Below are 19,679 nucleotides of genomic sequence, written 5' to 3'. Positions count from 1 at the left end.
TTCATCCAAAGCTGTGCTGTCTGCCCCCAGCCTGTCGACTAGGCGTGTGAACGCTTGCCAATCGCCAACGCCGGCATATCCTGCTCTCAGCCTGCCGGTACGAAAGTGAGGAGGGTTGCCGACCATCTCCGCTGCCATCACGTGCTGGATGTATTGCCTTGCCCGCTCGTCATGCGCATGTCGCGACGTTTGGCGTGCGGCAGCCGTGCTCACGATCAGGCGTGTGTCACGCCATTGACCCTGCTGGTCACGGGGATGCTGTGTGTGATCGTCACGATCATAGACCGATTTCCTCTGTGTCCTCTGCGTCTCTGTGGTGAACCCGGCACAGCGAGAAGTGACGCCCACCCCTCCAATAATGCGCGTTCGATACAGATCAAACATCAGGCGAACCACCGCATACTCAGGCACTTCGCGTCGGTGAACATCAATCCAGGGCATCCCGCACCCTCAGCACGACATAAATTTGGCAAAATTCAACGAACTGTGCTATAATACTGACGCTTATATCAGGAACGCCGGGCTGCGCCGGCCCGTGCGCGATTACACGAGGAGGAACCGCTCGTGGCGCTTGAAAAAGAAGAAAAATCGCAGATCATCAACGGTTATCAGATTCACGAAACTGATACCGGTTCGCCCGAAGTACAGGTAGCGCTCCTGACCGAGCGCATCAACCAGTTGATTGAACATCTTCGCGTTCATACTCACGATCACCACTCGCGTCGTGGTTTGTTGAAGCTTGTCGGGCGACGGCGGCGGCTGCTCAACTATCTGCAATCGAAAGATCGCGAACGCTATCGTAACGTCATTAATCGCCTCGGTCTGCGTCGCTAGTATGATAGAGGCAACCGTCAGTGTAAGATAAGGGTATGCAGAGCGCCAGCGGCATCCGCCGCCCGGCGCTCTTTGCTTGTTGGTTGTCAGGCGCGGTGGTTCGGGATTGGTGCGTGCGCGTGTGACACTCCATGCGTATACACCAGTGCCGAACTCCGCGCACCGGTCGCAACCGGCGACCGGATACCGCTGATTGGGTGCAAGGGCACCCTGATCTGGTAAGGAGTAGTAGGAGTTTATGACAGAACGGAATATCTATTCGGTAAGTGCGGAGATTGCTGGTCGAACGCTCACCCTGGAAGCCGGGCGTTTTGCTGAACAGGCTGATGGTGCCGTCGTTGCACGGTATGGCGATACGATGCTGTTGGCTACCGTCGTTTGTGCCAAAGAAGCTCGTGAAGGAACCGATTTCTTTCCGCTGACCGTTGATTACGAAGAGAAGATGTACGCGGTCGGCAAAATTCCGGGTAATTTCTTCAAGCGTGAAGGTCGTCCTACCACAACGGCTATTCTCATCTCCCGTTTGACCGACCGCCCCCTGCGGCCGCTTTTCCCCAAAGGTTTTTACAACGAGGTTCAGGTCATTATCACGACATTCTCGATTGATATGGAGAACGATCCGGGGCCGTTGGCAATTATTGCCGCTTCCGCAGCGCTGTGTATCAGCGATATTCCCTTCGCTGGCCCGGTTGGTGCGGTGCAGATGGGTCATCTGAACGGTCAGTTGGTGGTCAATCCCAAGATGAATGAGATGGCCGATAGCCGGCTCGATCTGGTGGTGGCCGGTACCAAAGATGCAGTGCTGATGGTTGAAGCCGGCGCTTACGAGTTGACCGAAGACGAGATGCTCCAGGCCGTGATTGATGGCCATGCGGTCTGCAAGCAGATCTGTGATCTGCAAGAGCAACTGGTTCAGCTTTGTGGCAAGCCGAAGCGTCCCTTCACGTCGCCGGTGGTTGACACCTCGCTCGAAGAGGCCATCAGTGCGTGGATGGGTGACCGGCTGCGCAAAGCGGTACGCAGTCCAATCAAGCAAGAACGTGAAGCTCAAACGGAAGCGCTGAAGGCTGAAGTGATTGCCCACTTTACTACTGATGAACCGGAAGAAGAGATCGCGAACCGCACCAAAGAGGTCACAAAGGCGTTTGAGAAGCTCCTGAAAAATGAGGTGCGTAACGCTATTCTCGATGAAGGTATCCGGGTCGATGGCCGTGCGCTCGATGAAATTCGTCCGATCAGCATCGAAGTCGGGGTGATCCCGCGCGTGCATGGCTCGGCAGTCTTTACCCGCGGTCAGACCCAGGTGTTGACGATTACCACCCTCGGTTCGCCCGGCGACGAGCAGAAAGTGGACGATCTCGGTATCGAGACTTCCAAACGCTACATTCATCACTACAATTTCCCGCCATTCAGCACGGGCGAAGTGCGGCGGATTGGGACACCACGACGGCGTGATATTGGTCACGGGGCACTGGCCGAACGCTCGTTGTACGCCGTGTTGCCTGATGAGAAGGATTTTCCCTACACGATCCGGCTGGTATCTGAGGTGCTCTCCTCGAATGGCTCGTCATCAATGGCGTCGGTCTGTGGTTCATCGCTGAGCCTGATGGATGCCGGTGTGCCGATCAAGGCGCCGGTTGCCGGTGTGGCCATGGGTCTGATTACCGGCGAAGATGGTCGCTGGCGCGTGTTGACCGATATTCAGGGCCTGGAAGATGCCCTCGGCGATATGGACTTCAAAGTGGCCGGTACGGCAAAAGGTGTTACCGGTTTGCAGATGGATATCAAGACAACCGGTATCACCTATGAGATTATGCGCGAGGCGTTTGCTCAGGCCCGTGCCGGCCGCCTGTTCATTCTTGATAAGATGAATGAGGCGATAAGTGTCCCACGGCCAGAGCTGTCAATCTATGCACCGCGCATTATGACGATCCAGATCCCGGTTGATAAGATTGGCGCCCTGATTGGCCCCGGCGGTAAGACGATCCGCAATATCTGCGAGACGACCGGTGCGCAGATTGATATTGAAGACGATGGCCGTGTCTTTATCACAACCCCTGATGGTGCCGCAGCCAGGCAGGCGATCAGCATGATCGAGGGGTTGACCCGCGAAGCCAAGGTTGGTGACATTTTCCTCGGTAAAGTGGTCAGCATTAAGCCTTTTGGGGCGTTTGTGAATATCTTGCCCGGTAAAGACGGCATGGTTCACGTCTCAGAGCTTGATGAAAAGCGGGTCGAGAACGTTGAGGATGTGGTCTCGCTCGGCGATGAAATCAATGTGATGGTGATCGATATTGATCGCACCACCGGGAAGATTAGTCTCAGTCGACGGGCAGTGCTGACCGGCGAAACGCCCGAAGAGCGCAAAGCTGCTGGTGCCGCACCACGCCCGCGTCCACGCGAAGAACAGCGTGGTGGTCGCGATGAGCCGCGAAGCCTGCGTGACGAGCTGCGTGGACCGCGCCGTGAAGGTGACCGGCCACGCCCGCGCCGCCGGGATGATTAGATGGAGAGAGGGTGTGATGCCACAAAGCTCTGCATGAAATTGCAGTAATAGCTTTGTGGCTCACATTGCGGTTAGAGTGTCTGTGAGCAGCTTGCAAATTCTGCTTTTGATTTGTAATGACAACTCAAACTACTCTTCTTTCCCATTGTGAGCTCGGGGGTTCTGGCCCTCGTCTCATCCATATCGCGCCTGCCAATGGCTTTCCACCAGAAGCCTACGTCCCTCTCGCCGCCGGGCTTGCGTCCTTTGGGCGCATTTTGGGATACCGGCCACGTCCGCTGCGTGTCGATGGGGATGCGCAGCCGGGAGGGACATGGCGCGATTTGGCTGCTGATTTAATTACCGATCTTCAGGTGGTGACCGGCGAACCGGTGATCGGTATTGGCCATTCACTAGGTGGTATTCTGACATTGTACGCCGCAGTAGAACGGCCTGAACTCTTCCAGCGGATTGTGTTGATCGATCCAGTGCTCTTTCGCCGACGCTTGCAGATACTGATCTGGTTGTTACGTCAGAGTGGTCAGGGATACCGCTTTCCCCTGGCTCAGGGTGCTTTACGCCGGCGCGATCACTTTGCCAGCGTTGATGAGGCCCGACAGCGCTGGCAGGGTCGTGGGGTGTTCGCCGATTTTACCCCTGACGCGCTCGAAGGATATCTGCAGGGTGGGTTACGTCCGCATGGCCGGGGCTACACACTGGCCTGGCCAAAACGTTGGGAAGCTCATATTTTTGCGTCTTCCCCACTTGATGCCTGGCGTGATTTACGACGTTTGCGCATCCCACTCATGATTATGCGGGGGACACGATCCGACCTGATTACCGATTCGGTCTGGCAACGGTTGCAGCGAATGCTGCCGCACGCTACCTTTGCTGAAGTCGAAGCCGGTCATATGCTCCCTATGGAGCGCCCTGAAGAGGTGGCCGGGCTGATTGCCCGCTGGTTAGCGCAGCCAATCCCTCATCGCTGAATGGGCGCTGATGCGTGACATCCTGGTGCCACTGTCTGTCGCTTTGACCCGCCGGCGAGATACCTTCCTCTGACGTTGGAAGAAAAACCCGATTCTGGCGTACCCTTTGCGCGGTGTAGACGGTTATATATATGTACGGTCTACACCGGCTCAAATGCTGCCGGCAGTGTTATGTCATGTGGTATTGGTATGGTCACTCAGCAACATCCCTCTACCTCAAACCTGCCATCTGAAGCCACCGTCATTTTGCGCGATGTGTTTGGTTTCAGTACGTTCCGCCCTCATCAAGAGCAGATTATCGGCTGTGTATTGCGTGGCGAATCGACACTGGCCGTCTTACCGACCGGTGCCGGCAAGTCGTTGACCTATCAGTTACCGGCCCAGCTTTTACCACAGTCCACAGTGGTGATCAGCCCTTTGATCGCGTTAATGAAGGATCAGGTAGACCGGTTACCACCTGCCGTCCAAGAACGGGCAACCATCATCAACTCCACCCTCACCACAGGTGAGGTGCGCGACCGCTTACGGGCGATTGCTGCCGGTAAGTACAAGCTGGTTTATGTCGCTCCCGAACGCTTGCGACAACGCTCATTCCTTTTTGCGCTTCGTCACTGTGGCGTGTCCCGTCTTGTGATCGACGAGGCGCACTGTATCAGCTTGTGGGGGCAGCATTTTCGCCCTGATTATTTGTTCATCAACCGGGCGATGAACGAACTCGGTCAACCGCCAGTTCTGGCTGTGACAGCTACGGCTGCCTCTGATACGATCCATACGCTGCAAACGATGATCGGCCCGCTGGCGGTCGTTCAGGCTCCTGTTTTTCGCCCTAACCTGTTTTTTCAGGTGATACGGGTACGACCAGGGATGTCGAAGGCACGTAGTCTGATTGAACTCTGCCGGAAGATCAATGGCTCAATCATCGTGTATGCCCGTGCACGCCAGACTTGTGAAGACCTGGCGCTGGAGCTGCGTTCTGCCGGTGTTGCTGCCGATCACTATCACGCTCTGCATCCTGATCGAGCAGGTGTGCAAGAGCGGTTCATGAACGGAAAGACGCGGGTTCTGGTCGCAACAGTCGCGTTTGGGATGGGGGTTGATAAAGCCGATGTTCGTGCTGTCATTCACTACAATCTTCCCGCCTCACTCGAAGCCTACTACCAGGAGGCGGGCCGGGCCGGGCGTGATGGCTTGCCGGCGCACTGTATTCTCTTTTTCAGCGAGAGTGATGCTCGTGTATTGCGGACCTGGTTGCAATCAACGACAATTACCCGCGAGAATCTGCGTGAGTTGTACCGTCAAGTCAGGCGTACAATCACCTATCCCGCAGGTGTGATTGATCTTGATGCGTTACAGTCCCAGTTTGGTACCGATGGTGAAGTGCTGACGCGCGTCGGGATCAGTGTCTTGGAACAGGTAGGTCTGCTCAAACGTCATTTCGACCTGCCACTGGCAGCAGTGGTCGAACGAACCGGGACGGTAGCTGCCACAGACTGGTTACACCATCTTCCGCGGGAAGCGATTGAAATCGATCTAATGCTCCTTGCCCATCAGCACAACATTCCGGTAGCTCACATTGAAGCAGTGTTGTTAGAAGCGCAAGCCTCTGGCCTGCTACGTTACCGACCGGGACTACGCCTGCCGCTCATTGAACTCTTGCCACCGCCAGCCGACGCAGGCGAGCGTGTTGAGGGCTGGCTGGAAAGGTTCCGGCAATATCATGAGCAGCGGATTGAGGCCATGGTCGATTACGCTCGCAGTCAGCGTTGCCGACACCAGATGCTGGTCACGTATTTTGGTCAACAACTTGCTGCCTGTCGTACCGGTTGCGACGTCTGCTCCTCATCACGGGCACTTAAAGTTGGCAGGCGCGAGTGGCATTAAGTGATGTCAGTCCCTGAGCGTGGAACCGCCGAACTGGCGTTGCCGCTCCCATGGAGTTGGATCACGGTTCGGCGAGGATACCGTTGCCCGTGGTGCGTGGTGTGGAGTGTGGCAGCCACGCTGCTGCGCCAGCCGTGATCACGATCAAGGGCGGGGTGCAGCGGTTTCCCCACTGGTCACGGGGACAATGTGCGTGCAGAGCACGTCTGTCAGGTCTGGCTGACTGCGTGTGAGGAGGTGCGGATCGTGGCGCAGGCTTCCAGCTTATCGACCGTGGTACAGGTGATGGACGGGTGCGTGCCAGATCAACCCCTCGGCGAGCGGCAAACGCTATCACCGGACTGATGCACCGCAATGAGTGGCATCAGGAGTGATACACAGTATCAATCAAGATTTGGTAGAGTGGGTGTGGCGTTACTACATGCTTCCGGTACGGAGGTCGGTGGATGCAGCGGCGTGGCTGCTGCATTCCAAAGCTACGCTAACCGGCTTCGGTCAAATACCAGCGGCCATCAACCCGAATTACCGGCAACCCGTTTGTTTCGCGTCCGATCAAGCGCAGCAGGGCACCGTTGCGTTCAAGAATGACGTTATCTTCCGCATCGCGCCAGCGCACTGTAATCACTCCATTGACTACTTCAACCAGGGCTGTCAGATCATCGGCCTGAAGCACACGGGTACGGTCGTAAGTAATCACAACCTCTGCACGACTGCCACGGGCAGGTTGCACGTTACTATTGACAAACCCGTTGAGCATCTCCTGCATCAGCAGGCGTTGATCGGCGCGTTCGCTGGGTGCAAAATAACTTGCCAGGCGGCTCGCCCACACCTGGCGGGCGGTTGGCTCACGAAGCATTGGATCGGCCAGAGCGGTATTAAAATCCTCAAGAAAGCTCTCGACCACAGCTTCAGGAGTAACACCCCCTAAACCGATGTCTCCTTCCAGATCGGCTGCGCCACAGCCACTAAGCAGGAGCAGCAAACAACACCAGACGATAACGTGTTTCATGGGCGGGCTTCTTCGCGAAAGCTTCGTGGCGGTGTAGGGAGTTCAGCACGCACAATTTCACCGGCGCTGGCGATGTAGAGTGTCGGACGAGCGCCGCTTGTATCAACACTCAGGGCAGTCAATTGACTAAGGCGCAGGTTACTGTCGGCGCGTACCCGTAGTTGCTGGATCAGCTCGCCGGTGCGCTTATCAAGCTGTAAGATGCGCTCCTGCGCCGGTTCGAGCAGAAAGATATAACCGGCATCAGGTGGGCCGGTGATCACAAACCGTGACACCTCGGCGATAGAGGGCGAGACATTGCTGGGGGTAAGCTGGCCTACCAGTTGCCCGAAACTAAAGATCAGCACTGTGCCATTCTTTTGTAGCAGGTAGATACTGCCATCAACCGCCATATCAATTGCCGAAAGGACAGCAGCATCACGGGTCACACCGGGGTTGAGCCAGAATTCAGGTGTATCGCCGTAGCGGCCCGACGAAAATTTTAACACTTCACCGGGCTGGGCACCCCAGATATACAGATTACCGGCATACTCTTCGACATCGAGCCGTTCAGGATTGATCCAGATTTCGGAACTTCCCAGTTTCGAGTAGTTCCAGGTGTCATTCTGGCGAAAATAGTAACCGAACCCGTTTGGAGCCTGATCAATCGCTACCACCTGGTCGATACGCCAGAGTGCTGCGCGTAAAGAGCCGACTATCGCCGCTCCGACAGTCTGACCAGGTTCGAGATATGGCTCTGGCGTACCGCCGTCGCGGGGAATCCGGTAGAGGCGGGCGGCATCGGGATCGCTATCCAGTGCGTATAGATAGCGCAGTGCTGTCAGGTTTGCCGGATCGGTGATACTGCTCATTGCTGGCGGTACAACAATCGTAGTAAAGATGCCATTCGGCAACGGATGACTTGCCAGCAAGGTTGGTTCAAGAAAAGAAACCCGATCAACCGCCGCCAGTAATCGCTCGTACTCGCGTTCGAGTTCACTGAAGCGTAGCCACAACCCCGGATTGGTGGTCGTAATTTCCGGGCTGGCACGGGCCACATCAATCGCCTGTTGCGCAATGAGTAACGCCTCACGAGCCGTTGTCTCATCAGGCGCCGTGCGCACTGCGGCGACTCGTTCTTCAGCCGCGACCAGATATTCGGTCGCCAGTTGCAGGTTATTCTGCTGCGAGAGGTTAATGCCGTATACAATCGCAACACCGACAATCAGCACAGTGACCAGCAATAACGGCCAGGGAATCGGTAACGCGGTACGGCGATAGGTCAGACCACGCCCTCGCGGCACATAACTACTGATTGTCAATGCTTTGCGTCGTAATTGTCGCTCACGTCGCCATTCGCGCACCATGTCACTCAGAGCCAGCCACGGCCATGCCAGTCGTTCACTCCACGTCATAGTGTCTGGTGGCCGTATAGGATGCCGAAGGCCATACGGTTGACCATTGGCGAAGGTGTCCCCCAGATCAATCGGGGGTGGTTGAGGTAGGTCCTCGCCTAAAACACTCGACGGAGGTAACGGTGCAGTCTGTCGTACAATCCGTTCCGCCAGCGGTTCGCCAAGATCGATAGGGGCGGGACGTGGCGGTGGATTCGGCGTAAAAGCTGGTTGTGGTGGTAGGGTGAAGAGTGGATCGGCTTTCGATTCGGTTGCAACTGCGATCTGTCTCTTATCCGGTTGCGTCTGATATGCAGAAGGTGTTGGCAATGGTGTTGGTCGTGGGGCCGGTTCGTGAACAGTGAAAGCCAGCAGTTCGGCTGATGGCAAGTCGGCGATGCGAGCGTGAGCCGTATCGATGATTGCAGCAGCATCTGCCTGGGCCAGGAGTGCTGCCATTGTTGGTGGATCGAAGCGACCGATCAGGGTGCTGCTACTCAACAACACAGCATCACCTGGCTGTACGACGGCGCGAAAGAACTCTGGTTCAACAAACAGACTTGATCCCAGAGCGTTAGTGAGCGCAATCTGTGCTGCATTCACCTGAGCCGGATCCCAGGACGGATGCGTGGGAATAGCACGCAGTTTTCCGCTGCAACGCAAGAAAACCTGGGCCGGTTGCACCTGGGCGATAAAGAGATCGTTGCCGAGCTGGGCAATTGCAGTAACGCCGACGGTCATACGACGGGCCGGCGAATGTCGCATGTTATCCTGATACAACGCTTTGTTGGCATTGACGATTGCTATGCGCAATGCCGATGCCGCGCTGGTAGCTTCGCTCTCGTAGAAGGTGTGGCGAATGCTTCGGGTGACAATTCGGCAGGCATGTTCAGCACGCTCAACAGGGCCTATCGGTTCACATAACACAAAAAGCTGACCGCACGTAACCGCCACTTGCTGGTGAGGAGCAGGTGTTACGACGAGCGCTCGTGTACTGTTTGTGATAATTGTTCCGGCCACCGCAACACGGTGAGCTGCATGAATCTCAAGTGATTGCATACTATAGCGATTATACCAGAAGTGGTTGGGACCTGACTCAGCACCAGACCTCACAAGAACCACAAGCGACGCACGCAAGGTTCGGTTCCAGATAACATTGACGCCAGCGCTGCTCACCCGTACAATGCTAACAGCAAGAATACTGATCGTAGCAAGTCACAACGAAACGAGTACCGGCTATGTTTGAAAGTCTTTCTGATCGCTTACAGGCCGTTTTTCAAAAACTAGGCAGTAAGGGTCGTCTCACCGAAGATGATGTCCGTGAGGCGATGAAGCAGGTGCGCCTGGCCCTGCTTGAAGCCGACGTTAACTTTCGGGTCGTCAAAGAGTTTGTGGCTAAAGTGACCGAGCAGGCTATTGGCGAAGAGGTCACCAAAAGCCTGACTCCACATCAACAGGTAATCAAGATCGTTCATCAAGAATTGATTAACCTGTTGGGTACAGAAAACGTTCCTCTGCAAGAGGTGCGCCCTGGTCCGACAGTGATCATGCTGGTGGGTTTGCAGGGTACCGGTAAAACAACATTAGCTGCCAAACTAGCGCTCCATTTGCGCAAAAAGGGTAAGCGGGTCTTGCTGGTCGCGGCTGATGTCTATCGTCCGGCGGCCATTACGCAATTACAGGCATTGGGTCGGCAGCTCAACATTCCGGTGTACAGCGAAGGCACACAGGCCAGCCCGCCGGATATTGCCGAGCACGCACTTGAACATGCCCGTAAGGAACTGTTTAATGTGGTCATTATTGACACTGCCGGTCGGCTTCAGATCGACGAGCCGCTCATGCAAGAGCTGGAGCAGATTGAGAATCGGGTGCATCCTATCGAGCGGTTGCTGGTCGTTGATGCCATGACCGGTCAGGAAGCGGTGCGTGTGGCTGAGACGTTCAATCAGCGTGTCAAGCTAACCGGCGTGGTGATGACCAAGATGGACGGCGATGCGCGGGGTGGTGCAGCGCTGTCGGTTCGTGCTGTGACCGGTGTGCCGATCAAATTTCTCTCGACCGGCGAGAAGGTTGATGGTAATACACTCGAAGTCTTCCACCCTGATCGACTGGCGTCACGCATTCTTGGCATGGGTGATGTGTTATCACTGATTGAACGCGCCGAACAGCTCTACGACGCCGAGCAGGCGAAGAAGATGCAGAAGCGTCTCAGCAAGGGTGAATTCGACTTCGAGGACTTTCTCAATTCACTCCACCAGATGCGCAAATTGGGACCGTTGCAGCAAATTATTGCGATGATTCCCGGTCTCAATCAATTAGCCCGGAATGAAGAGCTGCTTGATGAGCGCCATGTCAAGCGAGTTGAAGCCATTATCTACTCGATGACCCCTGAAGAGCGACGACGACCGGAGATCATCAAGGGGAGTCGACGTGAGCGCATCGCTCGTGGCAGTGGCACTTCGGTGCAAGAGGTCAGTCAATTGGTCAAGCAGTTTCAACAGATGCAGCGCATGATGAAACAACTGGCCGGTAAGGGTGGCAAAGGCCGCGGTGATATCGATCCAAATGAACTGCTGCGTCGCTTGCGCTAAGACAGGGTGTTGACAGGTGATCCGTACATGATGGTTATAGTTAATGGGCCATGTTGCTGAGATACTTGCAACGCGAAGCTTATTTTGTGCTATACTATAGAGCTAGTGCGTTATTGTTGGTTTGAGTGTGAGGAATGATACAACCTATGGTTAAAATTCGTCTGCGCCGCACCGGCAAGACTAAACAGCCGAGCTATCGCATTGTAGTTGCTGATTCGCGCTCGCCGCGCGATGGTAAGTTTATCGAGACTATTGGCTACTATCTGCCAACCCGTCAGCCGAAGGTTTTGGAGATCAAGGCCGACCGTGCCCGGTACTGGCTTGGTGTTGGTGCCCAACCGACCGACGTTGTGGTGAAGTTGCTGAAGCGGGTTAATGTTCTCGACGAGCAGGGCAAGGTCATTGCCGAAGCCTAGTTCTACAGTGGAGGGAGCTTCGATGAAGGCGCTCCTCGAATATATCGCTCGCAATCTGGTTGATACGCCTGAAGCGGTTCGCATTAAGGAACGCAGCGGGCGGTTCACGATTACGTATCATTTGTCGGTTGCACCATCCGAGACCGGTAAAGTCATTGGGCGCAATGGACGGGTGGCAAAGGCAATTCGTGATCTGATGGGTGTCGCAGCAGCTCGCCAAAAGAAGCGCGTACACGTCGATATCGAATAAGCCGGTAGACATCGGCAACCGGTCGGCCGTTTGCGCCGATCGGTTGCTTTGTTGTGGGTTGTTATGGACGATCTGCTCTATATTGGTGCTTTGGGTGCACCCTTTGGTGTGCGTGGTCAGATTAGGTTGCATGCTATCTCCAGTCATCCTGAACATCTGATTCGCCATCTGCGCACCGTCTTTATCGGGTCGAAACGTATTCCGCACCAGGTTTCGCGCCTCTACATGCATAAACCGGGGCTGCTCATTATTCAATTACAAACGATCACGGATCGGGATGCAGCGGCTGATTTGCGCGGTGAAGAAGTCTACATTGCTGCGGCTGATGCCGCCCCCCTCGCCGCAGATGAGTTCTTCTATCACGATGTGATCGGGATGCAGGCAGTTACTGACAGTGGCGAAGATATTGGTGAGGTACGCGATATTCTCGAAACCGGTGCCGGTGAGATCGTGGTGATTACCCGTCGCGGACGCCCTGATGCGCTGGTACCGATGGTTCGTGATTTTATTGTGGCAATTGATGGCGGTGAACGACGCCTGGTTATCCGCCCAATTGCCGGTTTACTCGATTGAACCTTACTGGGCAATCGGTAGAATAACTCTAAAGGTTGTCCCCTGCTCAGGTTGTGAACGCACCCATAATTCACCACCGTGAAAATCCACGATACTGTAGCAGAGCGACAAACCTATTCCTAGCCCGTCAAAGCGTGTCGAGTAAAACGGTTCAAAAATCTTGGGTACCTCTTCCTGGGCAATGCCCACCCCGGTATCACTGATCTCCAACACAACCGCCTGCTCAGAAGGAAACTGGCGCGAACCACCGCCGGCACGCCAGAAGGATGCCCGGTCAGGTTCACCGTCTGGTGGACGCAGATAGGTGCGGATGCGGAGCGTGCCACCTTCTGGCATGGCCTCGATGGCATTTTGGACTAATGTCTGACACACCTGTTTCAGATGACTGATGACGGCTGTGACCCACGGCAGCGTCGAGGTCAGTTCACCAACATATCGAATGTTGCGAGCGATCAGGGTCTGGCGATACGCTGCTATCACATCGATCACGACTTGATTGAGATCAACCGGGCGACGGCCGTCGAGGTTCGGGCGTGAGATGTCGAGAATACGTTGCACGCGCTGAATTAACCCATCAAGTTCAGCAGCAGCCTTGGTCAGGTAGAGATCGCGTCGTTCTGGTGATAGATCGGAGTGCTGTAAGAGGTGGATTGTACTTGAAAGCGCTTGCAGTGGATTATTAATCTCATGAGCCATCGCAGTAGCCAGACGGCCAATCGCAGCAAGTTTTTCGGCCTGAGCAAGTTCACGGGCCAGACGCTGTCGCTCGCTAATGTCGCGGGTAAGAACCAGAAAGAGGCGTTGATCGCCATCAGGCACTACACTGACACTCACGGCCACCGCAGTCTCATGACCATCGGCGGTACAGAGTGTCGTTTCGATTTCACTGTGTTCACTGCGACCGTTGACCGCCGTGCTCAACAGAGCAGGCAAGGTTGGCAACAAGCGGCAAGGATTGAGCCGCAGTATCTCCTCTCCAGGATACCCCGACAGGCGGGTCAACGCTAAATTGGCATCGAGAACGTTCATCCCGGTTGCATCGAGCAGCAAGACTGCATCGTTGGCATGGCGGAGGAGTGCGCGATAGCGCTCTTCGGAACGCAAGACCTCACTGTACAACCGGGCATTCTCAATCGCCACGGCTGCCTGTCCGGCGAGCAGTTGTAATAGTTCTTGATCAGCAGCCGTAAAGGCTGCATCGAGCGTCGCTTTTGCTGCGTTAAGCACACCAAGCACACGCTCACCGGCCATAATTGGTACCGACAACGCGGTAGTCAGTTCAGGGGCCAGGAGATGAGGCTTGAGTTCTTTATACCAGGGTGATGAGACAAGGTGCTGATCGATCAGCAGGGGCTGGCGATGGCGAACTACCCATCCAGAGATACTCCTGGCTACCGGTATCAGGGCACCAATACCGACTGTGTCAGGCAAGCCGGTACAAGCCACAATGCGGAGAGCCTGTTCATCCGGTTCCAACAGCATGAGTGAAGCGCGTTCAGCATGCACCTCAACCCGTACCGTTTCGATAATCAAGGCGTACAGGCGTGACTGATCAAGCTCGGTCAACAGATGCTGACTGATCTGCAACAGTGGGCGCAACGCAGCCAGGCGATCACTGACCCGGATGGCCTGCCGTTTGGCAACCAGCTCGCGGGCTATATCGGCCAATTCCTGGGCGCGGAATGGTTTGATCAACAGGCCACGGGCACCCAGGCGCATGGCATAGGAAATCTGCTCGATAGAAGCAGCGCCGCTGACGATCAAAATGGGCACACTGATGTCACGTGATCGGATCAATTCGAGTAGTTGGCGACCATTCATCCCTGGCATGATCAGATCGACCATAACCAGATCAAACGCCGTTTGTTCCATCGCCTCCAACGCTGTCGTGACATCAGCAGCCGTTGTTACAACAAACCCGGCCCGTGCCAGCGTTTGCCGACACAGGTCGCGTAACTGCGGATCGTCATCGACAACCAATACGTGGCCAGCCCAACTACTCATACGGTTATCCCGCAATCTCCAGTGATTACGAGGAGCTATAGCGACGGGCCAGTTCAGCCCACACCGCTTCTGCTGTCATTCCTTGTTGTTCAAGTAACACCAGGCTATGGTAAATGAGATCGGCCAATTCGTAGGCGATCTCTGCCGGGTCCCCATTTTTGGCGGCAATAATTACTTCGGCTGCTTCCTCGCCGATCTTCTTGCCGATCCGATCAACACCGCCGTGGAGTAGTTTAGCGGTGTAGGACTCGCCTGGTGTAGAATCGCGGCGGGCCTGGATTCGATCCGCCAGACGTGCCAGAATGGCGACTAGCGGTACCGGCCCGGAAACTTCCGTTTCATCGAGATCGCGGAAGAAACAACCAGGCCGGCCCGTATGACAAGTTGGGCCGGCCGGTTCTGCCAGGACTAACAAGGCATCGCCATCACAATCCTGCCGAATCTCGACGAGTCGTAAGGTGTTGCCACTTGTCTCACCTTTACGCCACAGGCGCTGGCGTGAGCGGCTATAAAATGTGACGTAGCCGCTGGTGAGTGTGGCCGTTAGCGCCTCTTTATTCATATAGCCCAGCATCAACACTTCGCCGCTGCGGGCATGTTGTACGATAGCTGGTAGTAGTTCTGTATCACTTATGGACACCATGCGTCCGGTGTACCTCCCTATATTCTGTAAGGCCGCTATGTAACGGTTGTCGGTGTATCTAATGGCGGAAATGGCGGCGTCCGGTAAAGACCATCGCGGCACCGGCGGCATCAGCCGCAGCGATCACCTCTTCGTCGCGTACCGAGCCACCGGGCTGAATAATGGCTGTAGCACCGGCAGCAATGGCCGCTTCAACACCATCGGCAAAGGGAAAGAGTGCATCGCTTGCCACTACACTGTCCCGCAGATCGATCCCGGCCTGTTGGGCTTTCCAGACGGCTAGGCGCGAGCTATCTACCCGGCTCATCTGGCCGGCACCGATGCCGAGAGTACGGTCATGCGCTGCATACACGATAGCATTCGACTTCACGTGTTTTACTACGCGCCAGGCGAAGCGGAGCGCCGCAGCTTCAGCATCGGTTGGGGCCCGTTTGGTAACGACACGCCACTCTTCAGCAATCAGAGGAGCATGATCAGGTTCTTGCACCAACACACCGCCGGGAACGCTCCGCAATTGCCAGCGATCAGCACCGGTGATCGGGCGCACGCTTTGCAGCAGCCGCCGATTCTTCTTGCGCCGGAGCAAGGCCAGGGCATCGGGGGCAAAATCAGGTGCGATAATGATTTCCGAGAAGATTTCATCTACCGCTTCGGCAAACGCGATATCGACTGGTCGGTTGACCGCAATAATGCCTCCGAACGGAGCTTCGCGGTCGGTGGCAAATGCTGCTTCCCAGGCACTACGGAGATCGGCAGCAATCGCCACACCACACGGATTGGTATGTTTAATGATGGCAACAGCAGCCGCGTCAGGCGCCGGAAACTCTTCAATCAACTCCTGCGCGGCTGCGGTATCAAGAATATTGTTATAACTTAGCTCTTTGCCGTGCAACTGATGGAAGAACGCTCCAAAATTACCATACAGTGCAGCCGCCTGGTGAGGATTTTCGCCGTAGCGCAGAGGCTGATATTTTCGCCAGGCCAGCGGCAGCACATCGGGCAGTGGTTCGGTGCGGAGATATGCGGCAATGGTCGCATCGTACTCGGCGGTGTGGGCAAACGCCTTCGCGGCCAGGCGCTGTCGTTCACTCAATGGCACATCGCCGGCGCGTAAGCTATCGATCACGCCGGCATAGTCGGCCGGATCGATCAGTACCAGCACTGCCGGGAAATTCTTGGCCGCCGCCCGCAGTAACGCAACACCGCCGATGTCAATCTGCTCTTGCGCTTCAGCCATTGTCACATCGGGGTGGGCAATAGTTGCTGCAAAGGGGTAGAGGTTTACTACAACTAGATCAATCGGTTGTAGATTATGGGCAGCCAGTTCGGCCATATGAGCTGGCACATCACGGCGCGCCAGCAAGCCGGCGTGAATTGCAGGATGGAGCGTTTTCACCCGGCCATCAAGAATTTCGGGAAAACCGGTGACTTCACTGACAGGCAGAGCCGGGACACCTGCTTCACGTAATACACGTTGGGTTTGACCGGTTGAGATAATCTCAATCCCAAGATTGTGGAGAGTCTGAGCAAACTCGACAATCCCCGTCTTATCGTAGACGCTCATCAATGCGCGCACAACACGCTCCTCACCAATCACAGAGACAACCCAAAGTGAAACCCTGCCCGCAGCGACGGGCAGGGTCGCGTAGCCCCATTGTACCACAGATCAAACGAGCAACTCACGGGCCCGTTCGCGCAACTGAGCAGCAGCCTGACTGGCCCGGTCGGCCCCGATCAGACGACGGGCTTCAGCTTCAAAGGCATCGGCGGCTGCCAGCATCTCGGCGGCGGAGGCGCGTGCAGGATCAATGACTCCGGCGATGCGATAGGCTTCCTGAAGTAACACATTTGCGCCGGCACCGAGATACCCGGCAGCGATCTGCTCAAATTCTGGAGCGAGCGATTCGCCAGCAGTAGCTTCGCGGCGCTCGATAAGACCACTCTGCATTAGTTTAGCAATAATCTCACAGGTACGGGCTTCACCGAGACCGCTGCGTTGGGCAATCTGACCAACGGTATGTTTGCCGTTGATCATCGTCAGGACACGCCACTCTTCAGCGTTGAGGCTGATCTCAACGTTACCCGAAGCCGGATTGGGTACCAGACGCGGCACCATCGCAAGCGTAGGGGTTGTTGTTTGCTGCTGTGACCACGTCTCCTGGCGATGGACACCCTCCATAATAATCGACTCATTACTGGCAGTAATTGTCGTCTGGGGCGATGTCACACCCTCGTGAAAGCGAAACGGCCCACTTGTGACCGTGAAAAATGTGTACACTGCTTCCAGTGGTTCCAGACCGGACAGTTTCGCGTCAACAATTTTTCCATCGCGAAAGAAGATCCAGCCGGTCAGCTTCTGGGTTCCTCGCCGGCCATCAATCTCAACACCGCCGGTCTTCTTACTCAGTTGCAACAGCTGGATGAGGTCAGTGAGCGAAAACTCGCTCAAATCGCCTGCCAGCGCCATAGCTGTCCCTCACCTTGTCTCGTGTTTGTCATATTGCCCTTGGCAACATCACAGCTTACTAATCACGACCCGACTAATCGCTCGCAACGTCTCGAAGACCCCCACGCCTTTGGTTGCGATAGCCTCGATCCGCGGCCAATTCATCTTAGTCACACCTAGGAAGTGATCCATCATTGCCACTGGAGCCAGGACATCAGGCGGTAGATCACGCTTGTTATACTGCAACACAATCGGGAAATCGGCGAAGCGTTTATTCTGACGGGTAATATTTTGGGCCAACTCACGCAGGCTATTGATGTTTTCCTGCATCTTATTCTTATGTGAGTCGGCAACGAAGACCACGCCATCAGCCCCGTTAAGAACGGCGACTCGGGTGCGTTCGTACAGTACCTGGCCGGGCACGGTATACAGATGAAAACGGGTCTGGAAACCGCGCACCTTACCTAGATCAAGGGGCAAAAAGTCAAAGAAGAGGGTACGTTCGGTTTCGGTGGCAATCGAGAGCAGATCGCCCTTGACCTCTTTGGGGACTTGACTGTGGATGTACTGCAAATTAGTCGTTTTGCCGCACATCCCAGGGCCGTAATAAACAATCTTACAATGTATTTCACGTGCAGCGACATTGATCAGAGCCATAGATTCTCTCGCGAAGCCGGTCGGCACCAGGCACCGACGCGACCAATCAGCAGGGTAGAAGCGCGGTTAATCGCGGAACAGCAGATCAATGGTATCTTCCATCGATGTACGGAAAGCCGAACCGAGCACTTCATCACGGGCCTTGTGCTGCTGGCGTACCCGTTCGAGCACGGCAGCCAGTTCATCGGTTGCCTTCTTGGTAAGAACCTTTACCAGTCCAATGTGGGTGCCCTTGTTGAAGATGATACACAAAATCCACTGCTCTTCGATCAAGGCGATAAAGATATTTTCGCGCACACCTTGCTGAAAGGATGCCCGAAAGTCACGTTCGCGCAAAAGTTTGGCCACTTCCCGCGAGGAAGCAAAGACGCCGGCAATTAGGGCGCCAAGGGCGGTGATGTCTTGCCGGTCGCCATCACCTTTCGAGGAGATGACCTGACCACTTTTGTCGAGGAGCAGTGCATAGTCGCTGCCGGTGTCTTCCACCAGGCGGGAGAGACACTCTTCAATATGAGCGATCTCTTCCGAGGGCACGATGATACTTGTCAACTGAGGATCCATCGCAGCCTACCTTCACGTCTGAGAGTGGCGGGTGTCGATGCGTTACTTTCCAGAATTATAACATACCACTGCTAAATTGCGCTGAGCGCATCGATCATCTCGTCACGATGTTTGGCAGCGAGAAACCGCAGCAAACCGAGATCGTCACGGGAGTTGGTGAGCAGCAAGAGCATAGCATCGCTGCTGATCGGTTCAATGATGACCAGGCCGTCTTCGTATTCGAGGACTGCCTCTACTGTGCTACCTTTGGCGACTTCACGCCCCAGGGCATCAGCCATCGCCAGACCGTTTGAAGCAACCGCACCGATGGCGTCGATATCGACACCGGGTCGGGCAATGCTCTCGATCAGCAGGCCGTCAGTTGCCACTACTGCGGCGGCTTCGACACTCTCGACCATGCGAAACCTGGTTAGAAGCTCTTTCAGCTCACTGCTCATGCTGCCTCGCTCTTGCGCCGGAACACATCCGCGCACTGGTATCTATTATACACCGTCGTTGAACCAATCCGTTTCCATTTAGGACCCAATATCACCACTCAGGTTATTCCGCTCTCGATCTTTCGGCGGTCGCCCGGTACGAATGTTGCGCAATGAATGGATGGTTGCCGCCAGCGCCCGATCGGCCCAACCATAGATGGTTGGCCGGCTCTTTTGTAATTCATCGGCAATTTGGGTGACGTTGGCCCGGTAGTCGGGATCAAAGGTGGCGAGATTGATCCTGGCTGCCGCAACGATCTGCTGTATCTCTTCGGGAGTCAGTCTGTGTTCACGAATCAGCTTCTGGGCACGTTTGCTGCTCAGATTTACCTTCATGCCGATCTCCTCGCCACAAACTGGCGGACTTTGGCCTGCCCGGTACCGGTCTGTTTCTGCTTCTGATCACTGTACTCGTTACCAGAAACAGGCTTTTCTGTATTCTTGCCGCCTGTTACCATCCACTGCGCTGCCGATACCTGTCTGGTGAGGGA

18 protein-coding genes are annotated in these 19,679 nt (G+C 55.5%); 8 read left to right on the top strand and 10 right to left on the bottom strand.

What is annotated here, in order from left to right; all coding sequences use genetic code 11:
- Positions 1-564: 564 nt before the first annotated feature.
- From rpsO to VAE55_RS00375, 4 genes are all read left to right on the top strand, one after another.
- Positions 565-834, top strand: coding sequence for a 30S ribosomal protein S15 (gene rpsO / locus VAE55_RS00390; RefSeq protein WP_012257912.1), 270 nt, complete (start codon positions 565-567; stop codon positions 832-834).
- 238 nt (positions 835-1,072) lie between these two features.
- A complete protein-coding gene (pnp, locus tag VAE55_RS00385) occupies positions 1,073-3,340 on the top strand; it encodes a polyribonucleotide nucleotidyltransferase (protein ID WP_322813848.1) in 2,268 nt (755 codons plus the stop codon).
- A 116-nt stretch (positions 3,341-3,456) separates the two neighbouring features.
- Positions 3,457-4,308 carry an alpha/beta hydrolase gene (locus VAE55_RS00380; RefSeq protein ID WP_322813847.1) on the top strand — a complete coding sequence of 284 codons (852 nt, stop codon included), beginning with the start codon at positions 3,457-3,459 and terminating at the stop codon, positions 4,306-4,308.
- A 189-nt stretch (positions 4,309-4,497) separates the two neighbouring features.
- Positions 4,498-6,189: a RecQ family ATP-dependent DNA helicase gene (locus tag VAE55_RS00375; protein ID WP_322813846.1), complete on the top strand. Its 1,692-nt coding sequence runs from the start codon at positions 4,498-4,500 to the stop codon at positions 6,187-6,189.
- A gap of 481 nt (positions 6,190-6,670) precedes the next feature.
- On the opposite strand, the gene VAE55_RS00370 is transcribed toward VAE55_RS00375, so the two are convergent.
- Positions 6,671-7,198, bottom strand: a complete 528-nt coding sequence (locus tag VAE55_RS00370; protein ID WP_322813845.1) for a hypothetical protein — start codon at positions 7,196-7,198, stop codon at positions 6,671-6,673.
- Positions 7,195-9,630 (bottom strand): hypothetical protein, encoded by a 2,436-nt coding sequence (locus VAE55_RS00365; RefSeq protein ID WP_322813844.1) that lies wholly within the window; start codon positions 9,628-9,630, stop codon positions 7,195-7,197. Before VAE55_RS00365 ends, VAE55_RS00370 begins: the two co-directional genes overlap by 4 nt.
- A gap of 179 nt (positions 9,631-9,809) precedes the next feature.
- On the opposite strand from VAE55_RS00365, the gene ffh reads away from it, so the two are divergent.
- From ffh to rimM, 4 genes are all read left to right on the top strand, one after another.
- Positions 9,810-11,162, top strand: a complete 1,353-nt coding sequence (gene ffh / locus VAE55_RS00360; protein WP_322813843.1) for a signal recognition particle protein — start codon at positions 9,810-9,812, stop codon at positions 11,160-11,162.
- A 146-nt stretch (positions 11,163-11,308) separates the two neighbouring features.
- Positions 11,309-11,578 carry a 30S ribosomal protein S16 gene (rpsP, locus tag VAE55_RS00355; protein ID WP_287156458.1) on the top strand — a complete coding sequence of 90 codons (270 nt, stop codon included), beginning with the start codon at positions 11,309-11,311 and terminating at the stop codon, positions 11,576-11,578.
- Between the two features lie 22 nt (positions 11,579-11,600).
- On the top strand, positions 11,601-11,828 hold the full coding sequence (locus tag VAE55_RS00350) for a KH domain-containing protein (RefSeq protein ID WP_012257920.1): 228 nt from the start codon (positions 11,601-11,603) through the stop codon (positions 11,826-11,828).
- Between the two features lie 63 nt (positions 11,829-11,891).
- Positions 11,892-12,401 carry a ribosome maturation factor RimM gene (gene rimM / locus VAE55_RS00345; RefSeq protein ID WP_322813842.1) on the top strand — a complete coding sequence of 170 codons (510 nt, stop codon included), beginning with the start codon at positions 11,892-11,894 and terminating at the stop codon, positions 12,399-12,401.
- A gap of 3 nt (positions 12,402-12,404) precedes the next feature.
- Here rimM and VAE55_RS00340 read toward each other — a convergent pair whose 3' ends face one another.
- From VAE55_RS00340 to VAE55_RS00305, 8 genes are all read right to left on the bottom strand, one after another.
- Positions 12,405-14,405: a response regulator gene (locus VAE55_RS00340; protein ID WP_322813841.1), complete on the bottom strand. Its 2,001-nt coding sequence runs from the start codon at positions 14,403-14,405 to the stop codon at positions 12,405-12,407.
- A gap of 25 nt (positions 14,406-14,430) precedes the next feature.
- On the bottom strand, positions 14,431-15,048 hold the full coding sequence (gene hisIE / locus VAE55_RS00335) for a bifunctional phosphoribosyl-AMP cyclohydrolase/phosphoribosyl-ATP diphosphatase HisIE (protein WP_322813840.1): 618 nt from the start codon (positions 15,046-15,048) through the stop codon (positions 14,431-14,433).
- Positions 15,049-15,106: 58 nt separating this feature from the next.
- Entirely contained in the window at positions 15,107-16,624 is a 1,518-nt protein-coding gene (gene purH, locus VAE55_RS00330) for a bifunctional phosphoribosylaminoimidazolecarboxamide formyltransferase/IMP cyclohydrolase (protein WP_322813839.1), read from the bottom strand.
- A 90-nt stretch (positions 16,625-16,714) separates the two neighbouring features.
- Complete coding sequence (locus VAE55_RS00325; RefSeq protein ID WP_322813838.1) at positions 16,715-17,515, bottom strand: DUF4388 domain-containing protein; 801 nt, start codon at positions 17,513-17,515, stop codon at positions 16,715-16,717.
- A gap of 48 nt (positions 17,516-17,563) precedes the next feature.
- Positions 17,564-18,151 (bottom strand): GTP-binding protein, encoded by a 588-nt coding sequence (locus VAE55_RS00320; protein WP_012257926.1) that lies wholly within the window; start codon positions 18,149-18,151, stop codon positions 17,564-17,566.
- Positions 18,152-18,217: 66 nt separating this feature from the next.
- Positions 18,218-18,712 (bottom strand): roadblock/LC7 domain-containing protein, encoded by a 495-nt coding sequence (locus VAE55_RS00315; RefSeq protein WP_012257927.1) that lies wholly within the window; start codon positions 18,710-18,712, stop codon positions 18,218-18,220.
- Between the two features lie 71 nt (positions 18,713-18,783).
- On the bottom strand, positions 18,784-19,149 hold the full coding sequence (locus VAE55_RS00310; protein WP_322813837.1) for a roadblock/LC7 domain-containing protein: 366 nt from the start codon (positions 19,147-19,149) through the stop codon (positions 18,784-18,786).
- Between the two features lie 78 nt (positions 19,150-19,227).
- Positions 19,228-19,524, bottom strand: coding sequence for a hypothetical protein (locus tag VAE55_RS00305; protein ID WP_287156445.1), 297 nt, complete (start codon positions 19,522-19,524; stop codon positions 19,228-19,230).
- Positions 19,525-19,679: the final 155 nt, after the last annotated feature.

The sequence above is a fragment of the Chloroflexus sp. genome, from assembly GCF_034432675.1.
In the GTDB taxonomy this organism is placed as follows: domain Bacteria; phylum Chloroflexota; class Chloroflexia; order Chloroflexales; family Chloroflexaceae; genus Chloroflexus.
This window is presented reverse-complemented; position numbering and strand designations above follow the sequence as displayed.

Excerpts from the sequence above, each read along its gene's own strand:
- pnp (WP_322813848.1), top strand. The coding sequence starts at position 1,073 with ATGACAGAACGGAATATCTATTCGGTAAGTGCGGAGATTGCTGGTCGA.
- VAE55_RS00380 (WP_322813847.1), top strand. The coding sequence starts at position 3,457 with ATGACAACTCAAACTACTCTTCTTTCCCATTGTGAGCTCGGGGGTTCT.
- VAE55_RS00375 (WP_322813846.1), top strand. The coding sequence starts at position 4,498 with ATGGTCACTCAGCAACATCCCTCTACCTCAAACCTGCCATCTGAAGCC.
- VAE55_RS00370 (WP_322813845.1), bottom strand. The coding sequence starts at position 7,198 with ATGAAACACGTTATCGTCTGGTGTTGTTTGCTGCTCCTGCTTAGTGGC.
- VAE55_RS00365 (WP_322813844.1), bottom strand. The coding sequence starts at position 9,630 with ATGCAATCACTTGAGATTCATGCAGCTCACCGTGTTGCGGTGGCCGGA.
- ffh (WP_322813843.1), top strand. The coding sequence starts at position 9,810 with ATGTTTGAAAGTCTTTCTGATCGCTTACAGGCCGTTTTTCAAAAACTA.
- rpsP (WP_287156458.1), top strand. The coding sequence starts at position 11,309 with ATGGTTAAAATTCGTCTGCGCCGCACCGGCAAGACTAAACAGCCGAGC.
- VAE55_RS00350 (WP_012257920.1), top strand. The coding sequence starts at position 11,601 with ATGAAGGCGCTCCTCGAATATATCGCTCGCAATCTGGTTGATACGCCT.
- rimM (WP_322813842.1), top strand. The coding sequence starts at position 11,892 with ATGGACGATCTGCTCTATATTGGTGCTTTGGGTGCACCCTTTGGTGTG.
- VAE55_RS00340 (WP_322813841.1), bottom strand. The coding sequence starts at position 14,405 with ATGAGTAGTTGGGCTGGCCACGTATTGGTTGTCGATGACGATCCGCAG.
- hisIE (WP_322813840.1), bottom strand. The coding sequence starts at position 15,048 with ATGGTGTCCATAAGTGATACAGAACTACTACCAGCTATCGTACAACAT.
- VAE55_RS00325 (WP_322813838.1), bottom strand. The coding sequence starts at position 17,515 with ATGGCGCTGGCAGGCGATTTGAGCGAGTTTTCGCTCACTGACCTCATC.
- VAE55_RS00320 (WP_012257926.1), bottom strand. The coding sequence starts at position 18,151 with ATGGCTCTGATCAATGTCGCTGCACGTGAAATACATTGTAAGATTGTT.
- VAE55_RS00315 (WP_012257927.1), bottom strand. The coding sequence starts at position 18,712 with ATGGATCCTCAGTTGACAAGTATCATCGTGCCCTCGGAAGAGATCGCT.
- VAE55_RS00310 (WP_322813837.1), bottom strand. The coding sequence starts at position 19,149 with ATGAGCAGTGAGCTGAAAGAGCTTCTAACCAGGTTTCGCATGGTCGAG.
- VAE55_RS00305 (WP_287156445.1), bottom strand. The coding sequence starts at position 19,524 with ATGAAGGTAAATCTGAGCAGCAAACGTGCCCAGAAGCTGATTCGTGAA.